At 73.2% G+C, this 14,622-nt stretch carries 15 protein-coding genes; 7 read left to right on the forward strand and 8 right to left on the reverse strand.

All coding sequences use genetic code 11. The features are described from left to right. Positions 1–53: 53 nt before the first annotated feature. Positions 54–1,475, reverse strand: coding sequence for a MocR-like pyridoxine biosynthesis transcription factor PdxR (pdxR, locus tag PV682_RS07925; protein ID WP_319725465.1), 1,422 nt, complete (start codon positions 1,473–1,475; stop codon positions 54–56). Between the two features lie 46 nt (positions 1,476–1,521). Between pdxR and PV682_RS07930 the strand changes: the two genes are divergently transcribed. Continuing rightward, complete coding sequence (locus PV682_RS07930; protein WP_319725467.1) at positions 1,522–2,058, forward strand: carboxymuconolactone decarboxylase family protein; 537 nt, start codon at positions 1,522–1,524, stop codon at positions 2,056–2,058. Positions 2,059–2,719: 661 nt separating this feature from the next. Here the strand turns inward: PV682_RS07930 and PV682_RS07935 are convergent. Continuing rightward, positions 2,720–4,207 carry a glutamate synthase subunit beta gene (locus PV682_RS07935; protein ID WP_319725469.1) on the reverse strand — a complete coding sequence of 496 codons (1,488 nt, stop codon included), beginning with the start codon at positions 4,205–4,207 and terminating at the stop codon, positions 2,720–2,722. Between the two features lie 156 nt (positions 4,208–4,363). Further along, positions 4,364–4,843: an anthrone oxygenase family protein gene (locus PV682_RS07940; RefSeq protein ID WP_319725617.1), complete on the reverse strand. Its 480-nt coding sequence runs from the start codon at positions 4,841–4,843 to the stop codon at positions 4,364–4,366. Positions 4,844–5,063: 220 nt separating this feature from the next. On the opposite strand from PV682_RS07940, the gene PV682_RS07945 reads away from it, so the two are divergent. The 3 genes from PV682_RS07945 to PV682_RS07955 all read left to right on the forward strand — a co-directional run bounded on the left by PV682_RS07945 (position 5,064) and on the right by PV682_RS07955 (position 6,749). Then, the gene (locus tag PV682_RS07945) at positions 5,064–5,705 is read left to right on the forward strand and encodes a nucleoside/nucleotide kinase family protein (protein WP_319725470.1); all 642 of its coding nucleotides are present in this window, start codon (positions 5,064–5,066) and stop codon (positions 5,703–5,705) included. An 86-nt stretch (positions 5,706–5,791) separates the two neighbouring features. After that, positions 5,792–6,187: a PPOX class F420-dependent oxidoreductase gene (locus tag PV682_RS07950; RefSeq protein WP_319725473.1), complete on the forward strand. Its 396-nt coding sequence runs from the start codon at positions 5,792–5,794 to the stop codon at positions 6,185–6,187. A 142-nt stretch (positions 6,188–6,329) separates the two neighbouring features. Next, positions 6,330–6,749 (forward strand): CBS domain-containing protein, encoded by a 420-nt coding sequence (locus PV682_RS07955; protein ID WP_319725475.1) that lies wholly within the window; start codon positions 6,330–6,332, stop codon positions 6,747–6,749. Positions 6,750–6,883: 134 nt separating this feature from the next. On the opposite strand, the gene PV682_RS07960 is transcribed toward PV682_RS07955, so the two are convergent. After that, a complete protein-coding gene (locus PV682_RS07960; protein ID WP_109364521.1) occupies positions 6,884–8,011 on the reverse strand; it encodes a magnesium and cobalt transport protein CorA in 1,128 nt (375 codons plus the stop codon). A gap of 222 nt (positions 8,012–8,233) precedes the next feature. On the opposite strand from PV682_RS07960, the gene PV682_RS07965 reads away from it, so the two are divergent. Then, a complete protein-coding gene (locus PV682_RS07965) occupies positions 8,234–9,028 on the forward strand; it encodes a methyltransferase domain-containing protein (protein WP_319725478.1) in 795 nt (264 codons plus the stop codon). 278 nt (positions 9,029–9,306) lie between these two features. On the opposite strand, the gene PV682_RS07970 is transcribed toward PV682_RS07965, so the two are convergent. Together PV682_RS07970 and PV682_RS07975 are read right to left on the reverse strand one after the other, a co-directional pair. Continuing rightward, positions 9,307–10,227, reverse strand: coding sequence for a carbohydrate kinase family protein (locus tag PV682_RS07970; protein WP_319725480.1), 921 nt, complete (start codon positions 10,225–10,227; stop codon positions 9,307–9,309). A gap of 272 nt (positions 10,228–10,499) precedes the next feature. Continuing rightward, positions 10,500–11,405, reverse strand: coding sequence for a pseudouridine-5'-phosphate glycosidase (locus tag PV682_RS07975; RefSeq protein ID WP_319725619.1), 906 nt, complete (start codon positions 11,403–11,405; stop codon positions 10,500–10,502). Between the two features lie 103 nt (positions 11,406–11,508). Between PV682_RS07975 and PV682_RS07980 the strand changes: the two genes are divergently transcribed. Further along, positions 11,509–11,937: a VOC family protein gene (locus tag PV682_RS07980; RefSeq protein WP_193555235.1), complete on the forward strand. Its 429-nt coding sequence runs from the start codon at positions 11,509–11,511 to the stop codon at positions 11,935–11,937. A gap of 37 nt (positions 11,938–11,974) precedes the next feature. On the opposite strand, the gene PV682_RS07985 is transcribed toward PV682_RS07980, so the two are convergent. After that, the gene (locus PV682_RS07985; RefSeq protein ID WP_319725482.1) at positions 11,975–12,529 is read right to left on the reverse strand and encodes a methylated-DNA--[protein]-cysteine S-methyltransferase; all 555 of its coding nucleotides are present in this window, start codon (positions 12,527–12,529) and stop codon (positions 11,975–11,977) included. A gap of 54 nt (positions 12,530–12,583) precedes the next feature. Next, positions 12,584–13,453, reverse strand: a complete 870-nt coding sequence (locus PV682_RS07990; RefSeq protein ID WP_319725485.1) for a glycerophosphodiester phosphodiesterase — start codon at positions 13,451–13,453, stop codon at positions 12,584–12,586. Positions 13,454–13,729: 276 nt separating this feature from the next. Between PV682_RS07990 and PV682_RS07995 the strand changes: the two genes are divergently transcribed. Next, complete coding sequence (locus tag PV682_RS07995; RefSeq protein WP_319725487.1) at positions 13,730–14,590, forward strand: MHYT domain-containing protein; 861 nt, start codon at positions 13,730–13,732, stop codon at positions 14,588–14,590. The last annotated feature ends 32 nt before the right edge of the window (positions 14,591–14,622 follow it).

A 14,622-nucleotide genomic window follows, 5' to 3' on the forward strand; every position in this document is an offset into this window, starting at 1 on the left:
GTGAAGAAGTGACGAGAGTGCACAAAACGGCAAGGGTGGGGGAAGGCGGCGCGCTACGGCGGCGGCAGCACCGCGCACAGCGCCCCCAGCGCCCCCTCGTACGCGTGCTCGGGCGGCGTGCCGTACCCCACCACGAGACCGTCGCCCAGCGACCCCTCCGCCGCCGGGTGCCGGAACCCCGCGAGGCCCTCCAGCGCGACCCCGCGCGCGGCTGCCGCCTCGACCGTCGCCCGCTCGGTGCAGTCCGGCAGCCGCAGCACCGCGTGGAGCCCCGCCGCGACCCCGCTGACCCGGATGTGCGGCGCCCGCTCGGCCAGCGCCCCCACGAGCCGGTCACGGCGCGCGCGGTACCGCTGCCGCATCCGGCGCACATGGCGGTCGTACGCCCCCGACGCGACGAAGTCGGCCAGCGCGAGCTGCTCCGGGACGCCCGACCATGCCTCGCGCTCGCCCTTCGCCTCGCGCACGGCGCCGACCAGGTGGTCCGGCAGCACCAGCCAGCCCAGCCGCAGGGCCGGCGACAGGCTCTTGCTGACCGAGCCGACGTACACGACCCGCCCCGGGTCGAGGCCCTGCACGGCGCCGACGGGACGGCGGTCGTAGCGGAACTCGCCGTCGTAGTCGTCCTCAAGGACGATCGCCCCGCGCGCGCGTGCCCAGTCGGCCACCGCCGCCCGGCGCTCCGGGTGCAGCGGGCCGCCGGTCGGGAACTGGTGGGCCGGGGTGAGCAGGACGGCCCGCTCCCGCCCCAGCAGGTCCACGCGCGCGCCGTGGTCGTCCAGGGGCAGCGGTACGGTCCGTACGCCCGCGTCCGCGAGCAGGTCGCGGTGGAAGGCCAGCCCGTACGACTCGACGCCCACCGGGCCGCGCAGCACCCCGCCCCCGCCCTGGCCGAACAGCAGCCGCAGCGCGTGCGCGAAGCCGGCGCAGACCACGATCCGGTCCGGCTCGGTGCGCACCCCGCGCGCGCGTGCCAGGAACTCCGTGAGCGCCTCCCGCAGCTCCCGCCGCCCCGCCGGGTCCCCCGGCCCGAACGCCTCGCTCGGCGCGGCCTGCAACGCCCGCCGGTAGGACGCCAGCCAGGCCGCGCGCGGGAACGACGAGGCGTCCGGCGTACCCGGCCGCAGGTCGTATCGCGGGCCACGCGCGCGTGGAGGGCCACTCACGGCCGGTTTCCCGGCGTGTCGCAGGGGCTCCGTACGGTCCGCCACGCGCGTGCCCGACCCCTGCCGCGCGGTCAGCCATCCCTCGGCGACGAGTTCGGCGTACGCGTCCGCCACCGTGTTGCGGGCCACCCCGAGGTCGGCGGCCAGCGAACGGTACGGCGGCAGCCGGGTCCCCGGCGCGAGCCGGCCACTGCGGACGGCGTCCCGCAGCGCACCGGCGACAGCGGCCCGGCGGCCACCCGGGCCCGACACGTCGAGATGCAGGTCGGAGCCGATGCGCCGGGCGGAATTGACCCATGAACTCGCCATGGAAATGCACCCTACAGAGGGGCTTTGCGGGGCCTAGATTCGAGGCATGACGACGCAGACGGTCACTGATATCGACACCGACACCACCGGCATCACCGCCGCCGGCATCGAGGCGGGTGTCGCCGCCGCCGAGGCCGCCCGCACCCGCCTGGACTTCGCCACCGCCTCCCGCAAGACCTACCGGGCCGTCGTGGCCCTCGGCATGGCCGCGCGCGAGGGGCTCGACCCCGCCCTCGTCGAACTCGTCCAGATCCGCGCCTCGCACCTCAACGGCTGCGCCTACTGCCTCCACATGCACACCAACGACGCCCGCAAGGCCGGCGAGCACGAGGACCGCCTCCACCTCGTCCCCCTCTGGCGCGAGGCCCGCCACTTCTACACCCCGAAGGAGCGCGCGGCCCTGGCCCTCACGGAGGCCCTGACCCTCCCTCAGGGCGGCGTCTCCGACGCCGTCTACACTGAGGCCGCCGCGCACTTCGACGACCACGAACTCGCCCAGCTGATCGGCCTGATCTGCACGATCAACACGTGGAACCGGGTGGCGCTGGCGACGGGGAAGGTGGCGGGGACGGACGAACGCTGAACGCTCCGCGGGAGGGGCGGGGGAGGAGCGGGGTCGGGGTCGGGGCCGGGTGGTGGCGAGGGGCCTGGGGCCGGCTTCCGCGCGGGCTCGCGGGCTCGCGGGCGGCTTGGGGCGCGCGGCGCCGGTCAGCGCGGTCGCCCAGCTTCCGCGCGGGCGCGCGGGCGGCCTCACTGCATGATCGCGTACCCGCCGACGACCTCCGGCTTCCGCGTGGGCGGCCTGCGGTGCGAGGCTCCGGCCTGCTTTCGGCGTGGTGCTCCGGCTGCCTTCCCTCGCGGATCCACCGCTCCGCGCTCCGATCGGCTTCGCGCGGGCGCGCTGCCCATCGTCGGCACTCGGCTCGGCCGTCCTGCGCTGGACTCGGCGGAACCGACGCGGGGAGCTTCGCCGCACGGGCCCGACGGCCGACTGCCGTACGGAGGCCCCGGCTTCCGGGCCTCCGTATGAAGCCTCCACCGGTCGGCAGCCCCACCGTCGGCGGCGTTCACCGATCTACGGCCCCCACCGTTCGACGGCCCTCCACCGGTTGACGACCCCACCGGTCGGCGGCGTTCACCGGTCTACGGCCCTCCACCGGTCTACGGCCCTCCACCGGTCTACGGCGCTCACCGGTCTACGGCGCCCACCAGTCCACGGCGCCCGCCGCGCACCCCCGCCGGTCTCACACGATCATCGGCCGGTCGTCCGGGCCGATCGGGGCCGGCAGGGTCGAACTGCCTGTCAGGTAGCGGTCGACGGCCGCTGCCGCCGCCCGGCCCTCCGCGATGGCCCAGACGATGAGCGACTGTCCGCGCGCGGCGTCGCCGGCGGCGAAGACGCCCGGGGTGTTCGTGGCGAAGTCGCGTCCGCGGGTGATCGTGCCGCGAGGTTCCAGGGACACGTTCAGCTGGTCGAGCAGGCCGTCCGAGAGGTCGGGGCCGGAGAAGCCCAGGGCGAGGAGGACCAGGTCGGCGGGGAGTGAGCGGGAGGTGCCGTCCAAGGGGGTGCGGTGTTCGTCGACCTCGACGAGGTGGAGGGCGTTCACGCGGCCCGCCTCGTCGCCGGTGAAGTGGAGGGTGGACGCCGCGAAGAGGCGCGCGTCGGCGTCGGCGGAGGGTGCCGTGCCGAGTTCGGCCGCCTCCTCGTGCGCCGCGGAGAGGCGGTAGATCCTCGGGTACGTCGGCCACGGGTCGGCGTCGGGGTCGCGCTCGGCGTCGGGACGGCCGTAGATGTCCAACTGCGTGACCGACACGGCTCCTTGCCGTACCGCCGTCCCCAGGCAGTCCGCACCCGTGTCACCTCCGCCCACGATCACCACGTGCCTGCCGGCGGCCGACAGCGGGGAGGCCTCCGCGTCCCCCTCGCACACCCGGTTGGCCGACGGCAGATACTCCATGGCCTGATGTACCCCTTCCAACTCCCGGCCCGGCACCGAAAGTTCCCGCCACGCCGAAGCACCCGTCGCGATCACCACCGCGTCGTGGCGCGCCCGCAGCCGGTCCGCCGGAACGTCCCGCCCGACGACCGTCGATGTCCGGAACTTCGTCCCTTCGGCCCGCATCTGATCGATACGGCGCTCCAGATGCCGCTTCTCCATCTTGAACTCGGGGATGCCGTACCGCATGAGTCCGCCGAGCCGGTCGTCCTTCTCGTACACGACGACCGTGTGCCCCGCCCGCGTCAACTGCTGCGCGGCGGCGAGCCCGGCGGGCCCGGAGCCGATCACCGCGACCGTCCGCCCGGAGAGCCGCTCGGGCGGCCGGGGCGGCACGAACCCCTCCTCCCAGGCGCGGTCGGCGATCGCGCACTCGACGTTCTTGATCGTCACGGCCGGCTGGTCGATCGCGAGCACGCACCCCGCCTCGCACGGCGCGGGACACAGCCGGCCGGTGAACTCGGGGAAGTTGTTGGTCGCGTGCAGCCGCTCGCTCGCCGCCCGCCAGTCCGCGCGCGACACCAGGTCGTTCCACTCCGGGATCAGATTCCCCAGCGGACACGCGTCGTGGCAGAACGGGATCCCGCAGTCCATGCACCGGCCCGCCTGCGCGCCCACGATGGGCAGCAGCGCGCCGGGCACGTACACCTCGTCCCAGTCCCGCACCCGCTCCGCGACGGGCCTGCGCGGCCAGTCCTGACGGGGGGTGCGCATGAATCCCTTGGGGTCCGCCATGGCTGATGTCCTCGGGGGAGTCCGCACGTCCGCATCCGCGGCGGGCGCCGGCACGTTCCGCGTGCCTGAGTCGTGCGACGGCACCTTTCCGCCACGATACGACGCCCCCGACGCTCACGCAGAGCGGAAAGCTCAGGCCAATGCCAGGGGGCGAGCTCAGGCCAACGCCAGGGCGTACGAGAGGGCCGCCGCACCCGAGGCGACCGTCCTGACGTGGTTCCACATCGTCCACTCGCGCACGTACGCGGGCCAGTACGCGATCCCCTCCGCCGACTCCGCGCCGAGCCCGAGGAGCCGCTCGTTGCGCGGCACGTTCGCCGTCACCGTCACCCCGAACGCGCCCACCAGATACAGCCCGCTGCCCAGCAGCAGCTCCACCCGGCCCTGCTCCGGCCACAGCACGAACGTCACCACCGCGACCACCGCGCACACCGCCGCGGCCCCCAGGAACAGCCCCATGAACACCGACGTCAGCGCCGCCCTGTTGATCGCGTTCATCGCGGCGATCCCCTGCTCCGCGGGCAACGCCCCCAGCCCCCGCATCACCAGCACGGAGAACGCCCCGAACACGCCCGCCATGACACCGGTCACCAGCACCCCGGCCACCGCCATCGCCACGTACGGCCCGTCCACCATGAACGTCAACCCCCTGTCGCCGCCGAGATCCTGCCCCACCCGCCCCGTCACCACAAGTGATGCCCGTCCGGCACCGACGACACGCGCCGCAACAGGCGGGGACGGGGGTGGGGCAGGCGCGCGCACGCGTACGGCCCACGTCATCGCGCCCGGTACGCGTCCGGGCGTGGAGCGGGGTCCGGCTCCCCGGTGTCTCGCCGGCCGTCGCCTCTGACGCATCATGACCACTGTGCGACTGGAAGCGATCACTTGGGACCGGCTCTCCGACCTCCTGGTGGAGCGGCTGTTCGATCTGAAACCGACAGATGGCGGCTCCTGGCCGCGCATCGCCTTCGACGGTGCGCCGGCGGCCCGGCCCGGGGACCTCGCGGCGCGGGTCGCGGAGGGGCTGCGGGCGCGCGGCCGGTCCTCCCGCGTCGTCGACACCCATGGCTTCCTGCGCCCCGCGTCGCTCCGCTTCGAGTACGGCCACCAGGACGTGGACGCCTACTACGACGGCTGGTTCGACACCCGCGCGCTGTGGCGCGAGGTCTTCGGCCCCCTCGAACCCGGCGGCACCGGCCGCGTCCTGCCCGACCTGTGGGACCCGGTGACCGACCGCGCGACCCGCAGCCCGTACGTCGAACTCCCGCCCGGCGGGCTCCTGCTGCTCCACGGCCCGCTCCTGCTGCGGCACTGGTTCCCCTTCGACCTCAGCGTCCATGTCCGCCTCTCCCCGGGCTCGCTGCGCCGCCGTACCCCGGAGGGCGAGCAGTGGACGCTGCCCGCGTTCGAGCGGTACGAGCGGGAGACCGACCCGGCGGCGAGCGCGGACGTCCTGGTGCGGGCCGACGATCCCCGGCACCCCGCGTGGAACGGCTGAGGGCGAGCGGACACTGAGGGCGAACAGGCGGGGGAGAGTCGGCCGCAGCACTGTTGTATGCGCGTGCATCTAACTAGGGTGTCGGTATGACGATCTTCTTCGACGACACCGTCCGCGCCCTCCTCGACGGCAAGAACTTCGCGTCCGTCGCGACCATCGGCCCCGACGGCGCCCCGCACAACTCGGTGGTCTGGATGAAACGCGAGGACGACACCGTCCTGCTGACCTCCCTGGACAACCGGCAGAAGGTGCGCAACCTGCGCCGCGACCCCCGCGTCAGCGTCACGGTCTTCGACCTCGCGAACCCCTACGCCTCGGTCGAGATCCGGGGCCGCGCCGAGATCCTCCCGGACCCCGAGAAGCGGCTCCCGCACGACCTCGCGCACAAGTACCTCGGCATCGACCCGCCCGCGGAGAAGGAGGACGAGGCCAGGGTGGTCATCCGGGTCGTCCCGGAGAAGGTCGTGGGGTTCTCGGCCTGAGGGTTCCTGACGGGGCGGGACTCCCGGCGTCGCCGGGGCCGCCTCGTGGACATGCGGCCCGCCCGATGCGCGGCAAGAATGTAGGGCGCCGGGACAGCGGCGCGTCCGCGCCGTGCCGGCCGTCCGGCCAGGGAGGTAGTCCATGACCACCGCCGGAGACATCATGCACCGGGGCGCCCAGTGGATCCCCATGCACGAGACCCTCGACCGCGCCGCCCAGCTGATGCGCGACCTCGACGTCGGGGCGCTGCCCATCAGCGACGCCGACGAACGGCTCTGCGGCATCCTCACGGACCGCGACATCGTCGTCGGCTGCGTCGCCATGGGGCACGACCCGGCCAAGGTGACCGCCGGTCAGATGGCCCAGGGCACGCCCCGCTGGATCGACGCCGGAGCCGACGTCGACGAGGTGCTCCGGGAGATGCAGGGGCACCGCATCCGCCGGCTTCCCGTGATCGAGAACAAGCGCCTCGTCGGCATGATCAGCGAGGCCGACCTCGCGCAGCACCTCACGGAGAGCCAGATCGCGTCGTGGGCGGAGAGCGTGTACGCCCGCGGGTGAACCGGCCCGCGCTTGTGGGGTGACCGGGCTGCTCCGCGGTTCCGGCGTGACCGGTTCGCTTTGTACCTCCGGCCCGACCCCGCTTCCGGCGCGACCGTACCGCGCTCGCTTCCGGCGTACCGGTCTGGTCTCCGTCAGAGCCAGCCGTTGCGCCGGAAGCCCCGGTACAGGGCCAGGCACGCCGTCGCTATCACCCCCAGCACCAGCGGATACCCGAACTTCCAGCGCAGCTCCGGCATGTGGTCGAAGTTCATGCCGTAGATCCCGCACACCATCGTCGGCACGGCGATCACCGCCGCCCACGCGGTGATCTTCCGCATGTCCTCGTTCTGCGCGACCGTCACCTGCGCCAGATGTGCCTGGAGGATCGAGTTCAGGAGTTCGTCGAAGGCGGCGATCTGCTCCGTGGCGCGCAGCAGATGGTCCGAGACGTCCCGGAAGTACGCCTGTATCTCCGGGTCGACCACCCGCACCGGACGGTCCGCGAGGTCCAGCAGCGGACGGCCCAGCGGCACCACCGCCCGCTTCAGCTCCAGCAGTTCACGCTTGAGCTGGTAGATCCGGCCCGGGTCGGCCCGCGCGCCGTCCTCCGCGAAGACGTCCGTCTCCACCTGGTCGATGTCGGCCTGCATCGCGTCCGTGACGTGGAGGTAGTCGTCCACCACGTGGTCCGCGATCGCGTGCAGCACCGCCGAGGGGCCCTTGGAGAGCTGCGCCGGGTCCGCCTCCAGCTCCTCGCGCAGCGGGCCCAGCGAGCCGTGCCGCCCGTGCCGGACCGTGACCACGAAGTCGGGGCCGACGAACACCATGATCTCGCCGGTGTTGACGACCTCGCTGGTCGCCGTCAACTGCTCGTGCTCCACGTAGCAGACCGTCTTGAAGACCGCGAACAGCGTCTCCCCGTACCGCTCCACCTTCGGGCGCTGGTGCGCCTCCACCGCGTCCTCGACCGCCAGCGGGTGCAGGTCGAAGAGCTCGGCGATGCCCGCGAACTCGGCGTTCGTCGGCTCGTGCAGCCCCAGCCAGACGAATCCGTGGCCCTGCTTGCGGACCCGCTCCACCGTCTCCACCAGATCGGCGCCGGAGGGCGCCCGGACACCCTCCTTGTAGGTCACGCAGTTCACCACGGAGGAACCCAGCGGCGAGCGCGCGTGATGGCTGAGATCGACCTTCATGCGCCGCCGCGCCAGCCGCGCCACCCGGCGCAGGCCCCCGACCCCGCCCAGGCCGGTGACCTTCCGCAGATTCCCCGCCATGGTCATGTGGATCTCCTCGCCGGCTCCCCGTACGCCGCGTTTCCCGCGCTTGGCTGGCCAGTGTGCCAGGTCGGGGCAAGGGTCGGGTAAGCCTGTGGAAAACTCTGATCCCGCTCTGTTCCCCCCTGTGGACAACTCTGTTCCCCCGGCTCGGGAAGCCATGCGGGGAGCGGATTTCCGGCCGCGTCGCCCGCATCCGGGAACCGGGGTAAATGGGATGATCCGATCATGACGCGAACCGACGGGTATCTCCTCGACAACCGGCGGGCCGAGGCGGGAGAGCGCTTCGACGCCTTCGCCACGCTCTTCGACCCCACCACCTTCCGCCACCTCGAAGCGCTCGGCATCGGACCCGGCTGGCGCTGCTGGGAGGTCGGCGCGGGCGGCACCTCCGTCGCCTCCTGGATCGCCAAGAAGGTCGGACCCACCGGCCGGGTCCTCGCCACTGACATCGACACCACCCACCTCGCGCGCGCCGCGCGCCCGCCCATCGAGGTCCGCGTCCACGACGTCGGCGCCGAGGAGCCGCCGGGGGAGGGGTTCGACCTCGTCCACGCCAGGCTCGTACTCGTCCATGTCCCGGACCGCGAACGGGCGTTGCGCTCCATGATCAAGGCCCTCCGCCCCGGCGGACGCCTGCTGATCGAGGACGCCGACCCCGCCCTCCAGCCCCTCCTGTGCCCCGACGAGCACGGCCCCGCACAGCAGCTCGCCAACCGGCTCCGCCACGCCTTCCGCACCCTCCTCGCCGAACGCGGCGCCGATCTCTCCTACGGCCGCCGCCTGCCCCGTCTCCTGCGTGAAGCGGGCCTCCACCGCGTCGAGGCCGACGCGTACTTCCCCGTCGCCTCCCCCGCCTGCGCCGCCCTCGAATCCGCGACGATCCGCCACCTCCGCACCGGCCTCGTCACCGCGGGCCTCGCGACGGACGAGGACATCGACCGCCACCTCGCGAACGTGGCGACCGGAGAGATGGACCTGGCGACGGCCCCGATGATCTCGGCGTGGGGGAGGAAGGGGTAGCGCGGGCGCGGGGGTGTTTTCGGGGAGGGGCGTGGCCAGGCGGGAGGGGAGCGGGCAGGGGCATCGGGCGGTACGCGGTGTGGCGGGGCGGTGTACCGAGCGAGGTTGCTGCGGGGGCGCTGATCCCTGATCGGCACGCGCGCGAGGGCCGTGGGGAGCGAGGCTGGCCTGCCGCCTGCCGCCTGCCGCCTGCCGCCTGCGTGGCGCGTGAGCGTGCTAGGGCGACGCGAACACCGGGACGCCCCCTCCGGTGCTCGCCCAGCTCGTCGTACCGCCCCTCACCCCCGCCCCGGCGGCCGAGCCCCCACCGCCTCCACCGCGCGTGCGCCTGCGCGGCACCCCTCCGTCGCGGCGGCCTCCAGGGAGGCGCCGGTCGTCAGGGTCGCGAGGAAGGCGCCGGTGAACGCGTCGCCCGCGCCGGTGGTGTCGCGGGGCTGCGCGGGGACCGCGGGTACGCGCGCGAGGAGGGAACCGGCGTGGGCGACCAGGGCGCCGCAGGGGCCGTCCTTGGCGATCACCAGGGGGATGCGGCGGCTGAGTTCGACCGCGGCGTCGGCCGTGTCCCGCAGGCCGGTCAGGAGGCACGCCTCGGCGCGGCTGGGGAGCAGCACGCCGATGCCGTCGACGAGTTCGAGGAACCGTTCGGTGCCCAGTTCCTTGAGGAAACCGGCCGACGCGGGATCGAGGCTCACCGGCACGCCACGCGCGCGGGCGGACGCGAGGACGGCGCGGACCAGCGCGCGCCCGTCGGCGGAGAACAGCAGGTACCCCGAGAGGTGCACGCGTACGACGCCGTCGAGCAGTCCGTCCGACCAGTCCCCGGGCGCCAGCCGCAACGCCGCGCCGCTGTCCGTGAGGAACGTCCGCTCGGCCGCCGCACCGGAGTCGACCAGACAGACGACCGTCCCGGTCGGGGCCTCCGGATCGACGACCAGGTGCGGACGCACCCCGCACCCCACGAGTTCCCGCTCGTGCCACGCCGCCTCCTCCACGCCGACCCGCCCCAGCAGGCGTACGTCCCCGCACCCCCAATGGGCCGCCCAGCACGCCACATTGGCTCCCGCCCCACCCGGCAGCCGCCGCACCACAGCCGCGGTATCGGTCCCCACGTCCAAGGGCCCCCGATACCGCGCGACCACATCGGTGACGACGTCCCCCACGACCAACAACCCCCCGAAACCACCCTCCACCCCGGTCACCGGGCCACCCGAGCCGCCCCCACCGAGCCTCCCCGGCCCCACCGCACCCGCTGCCGCACCGCCCCTGGAAGCCCGTCCGTGGGACACCTTGCCGCCGACGCCCTCGCCGGGAGGCTCGATGCCGTCGGCCGCCCCGCGCGCGGGAGTCCCCTCGTGAGCTGCGTCGCCCGCCGGACCATCCGCGCGGGCGCCCTTCCCGCCCCCGGCGGTACCCGCACGGCTCCCGCCCGTGCCCCCGGCACCCCCAGACGCCCCTCTCCCGCCCCGCCCCCTCAATCCCCCGCCCAAGCCGCGGCGATCCGCCCCGCGAGCCGCACATTGCCGCGTACGGCCGCGAGGTTGGCCTCCAGGGACGCCCCGTCGGTGTGGCGGACGAGGTAGTCGAGGAGGAAGGGCGTGACGGCCTGGCCGGTGATGTTCTCGGCCTCGCAGGCGTGCAGCGCGTCGGCCAGTACGCGCGCGTGGAGGGCCGGTTCCAGTTGCTGTTCCTCGGGGACGGGGTTGGCGACGATCAGGGCGGACTCCGGGCCGGCGAGGAGGTCCTGAGCCCGCATCACCTCGGCGACCTCACCGGGCGTACGGAGCGTCCACTCCACGGGGTGGCCGGAGTCGGACAGGTAGAACCCGGGGAAGCGGTCCGTGCCGTACCCGGCGACGGCCACGCCGAGCGTCTCCAGGCGTTGGAGCGTCGCGGGGACGTCCAGGATGGACTTGACGCCCGCGCACACGACGGTGATCCGCGTGCGCGCGAGGAGCCCGAGGTCGGCGGACTCGTCCTGCGTGAGGGTCCACTCCCGGTGCACCCCGCCGAGCCCACCGGTCGCGAACACCCGCACACCGGCCAGCGCGGCGAGCTGCGCGGTCGCGGAGACGGTCGTCGCCCCGCTCGCGCCGGACGCCACCGCGAGCGGCAGGTCGCGGTGGCCGAGCTTGCGGATGCCGTCACCGTCGGCGATGCGCTCCAGCTGCTTCTCGTCGAGCCCCACGCGCGGCTGCCCGTCCAGCACGGCGACGGTCGCCGGTACGGCGCCCTCCGCGCGGACGACGGCCTCCAGCTCGCGCGCCACCTGGAGGTTGCGCGGCCGGGGCAGCCCGTGCGCGATGATCGTCGACTCCAGTGCCACGACGGGCCTGCGCGCGGCGAGCGCCTCCCGTACCTCTTCCGACACCATCAGCACCACGGGCCCGCCTCCTGTCGGTCGCTCTCCCTTTCATCTCTGGCGACCGTTCTGGCCGGTCAAACTCTTGCGGCCTGTGGGAGACACCACCAGCCTGGGGTGCATGACGGACAACTCCGCACGTCTCGACCACGTCGTGCTCTGGGTACGCGACCCCGTCGCCTCCGCCGGCTTCTACGCGCGCGCGGTGGGCCTCGACCCCGTACGGCTCCCCGAGTTCACGGCGGGCGAGGTCCCGTTCCCCTCCGTACGGGTCAACGACGACACCCTGATCGACCTGATGCCCCTCACCCTGGCACCCGACATGCGCATGCTCCCCGACTCCGCGGCCGGCGCCGGCCACCCCGTCAACCACGTCTGCCTGGCCCTCCCGGAAGCCGCCTACGACGCTCTGCGCGCCCGCCTGGAGTCCCTCGACGTCCCGACCTCCCCCGTCGCCCACGGCTCCTTCGGGGCCCGCGGCAAGGCCCCGCGCAGCTTCTACTTCAGCGACCCCGACGGAAACGTCCTGGAGGCACGGCACTACGACTGACCGACGGCCCCCGACCGCACCCGCGCCGGAGCCCGCCTCAGAACAACGGCTCCGGCAACACCCCCTCCAGCGCCAGCAGCCGCCGCTTGGTCTCCAGACCGCCCCCGAACCCCCCGATCCCGCCGTCGCTCTCCACGACCCGGTGGCAGGGCACCACGACGGGCAGCGGGTTGGACCCCATCGCCGCCCCGACCGCCTGCGCGGCCTCCGGTCGGCCGACGCGCCGCGCGAGGTCGCCGTACCCGACGACCGCCCCGTACGGCACACCGGCGGCCAGCTCGCGCAGCACGCGCCGGTTGAAGCCGGAGATCAGCGACCAGTCCAGCGGCAGCGTGAACTCCCGGCGCCGCCCGGCGAAGTACTCCTCGACCTGGCGCACCGCCTCGGCCAGCACGGGCGAGCCGGGCGCCGCCTCGGGAACCGCCCCCAACCGGTCCCCGAGCCGCTCCAGCGCCCGCTCCCGCACTGCGTCCGTCGCGTGGAACACGACGTTGACCAGCCCCTGGCCGGTCGCCGCCAGCAGCAGCGGTCCGATCCCGCTGTCCACGACGGCCCACACGACCTGCTGCCCCTGCTCCCCGTCACCGCTCATGCCCCCACCGTACGGCCCGCCACCGACAAGGCCCCCCGGACCGGCCCCGGCCCCCTACGGCAGCGCGTCCCGCACGACGTCCGGCTTGTTCGTGATGATCCCGTCCACCCCGAACCCGGCGACCTTGCGCGCGTTGACGGCGTCGTCCACCGTCCACACGTACATCTGGAGCCGCCGGTGGTGCGGCCCCCGCAGCGCGTGCACGGCGGAGACGTACTCGCTCGTGACCGTCGTGTGCGAGGGATTGATCAGATCGGCGAACCGCGCGTAGGACGGCAGATCGGCCACCGCGGGCGTGCCGAGGAATCCGGTGCGGACGGCCGGCTTGAGGCTGTGCACCGTGCGGAGGCTCGCGGCGTCGAAGCTCTGGACGATCAGACGGCTGTTCAGATGCCAGGGATCGAGCCATCCCTCGTTGCCGAGCACCTTGATGATCTGCTGCTCGATACCGGGATAGAGCTGCGGATTCTTGATCTCCAGGAGGAGTTTCTGCCGGTGGGTGTCGAGGCGCTCCACGAACTGCTTCAACGTCGGCACCCGCTCACCCGCGAACGCGGGCCCGAACCAACTCCCCGCGTCGAGCTGGGCAATCTCCGCCGCGGTGAAGTCCTTCACTTTCCACGGCGCCCGGTCCGGGAAGATCTTGGCCGCATTGGTGGTGCGCCTGAGCGTGTCGTCGTGGATCACCACGAGTTCGCCGTCCTTTGTCCGCTGGACGTCGTTCTCGACCCAGGCGACCTCCATTTCGGCCGCTTTGTCGACGGCGGCCAGCGTGTTCTCGGGCGCCTGCGCGGAGGCGCCCCGGTGAGCCACCACGACGGGTGCGGGGCGGGCTGCCGCGCTCGCGTCCGGCGCCTGCGCCAGAAGGACCGCGGCGGTGCCCAGAAGAGCGGTGGAGGTAACGGCGGCTACGCGCGCGTGCATGACGACTCCTCGCTTCCTGTGATCACGTCGGGATTCACTGTGACAGCACAGGGGCGGCGGGGGAGGAGACCGCGGATGGCCACAGAATGAATGGAGACGGCCACACGCGCTCACCCCAGGGGCACAAGTGGGGCAAGGGCGTGTTTCTTTGCCGGAAAATCGTTCGACCATTCCGGTGGGGGTCATACTCTCTGCGTCAACCCTGACCGCTCGGCGGTCCTGGGAAGGGGCGCATTCCAGGGAAAATCAATCAACAGGGCGGAAGGGCAACCCCGCATGCAAGGCACGGTCGACGGATTCAGCTACGGACTCGTCACCCCGCTGGTGGCCTACTTCATGGCCTGCCTCGGCGGTGCCCTCGGTCTGCGCTGTACGACCAGAGCCCTGCTCGTCTCCCACTCCTGGCGCCCCGGCTGGCTCGCCCTCGGCTCGGCGGCGATCGGCTCCGGCATCTGGACGATGCACTTCGTCGCGATGATGGGATTCACCGTCCACGGCGCACCCATCCGGTACGACAAACCCCTCACGTACGCGAGCCTCGGCGTCGCGATCCTCATGGTCGGCATCGGGATCTTCATCGTCGGCTACAAGGGGGCCTCGGGAACCGCGCTGTTCACCGGAGGGACGATCACCGGCCTCGGCATCGCCTCCATGCACTACCTGGGCATGGCCGGAATGCGGCTCAACGGGCGCCTGGAGTACAACACGTTCACCGTCGCGGCCTCCGTCGCGATCGCCATGGGCGCCGCGACAGCCGCGCTGTGGGCCGCCGGACAGGTCCGGGGCTTCCTGTGGAGCATGGGCGCGAGCCTCGTGATGGGCCTCGCCGTCACCGGCATGCACTACACCGGCATGGCCGCCCTCAGCGTCCACGTGCACGCCGGTGACACCACCTCCGGCGACTCGCCCGCCTCCCTGCTCGCCCCGATGCTGATCGGCCCCCTCGCGTTCCTCGCGCTCGCGGCCGTCGTCGTCGTGTTCGACCCCCTGATGGTCATGGGCAGACCCGCCGTACCGCCCGTCGAGCACAAACCCGGCGTCCCCGCGCACCCGGCCGGCCACCACTCCGGCCGCCGCCCCCGGGTCCGCGCCCGCCGCACCGCCCGCCGCGAGGTCCACGAACCGCAGCGCCGCTGACACGGAAAACCCCTGATGGGGACGTGTTGTCA

It is taken from the genome of Streptomyces niveiscabiei (genome assembly GCF_033794345.1).
Taxonomy (GTDB): domain Bacteria; phylum Actinomycetota; class Actinomycetes; order Streptomycetales; family Streptomycetaceae; genus Streptomyces; species Streptomyces niveiscabiei.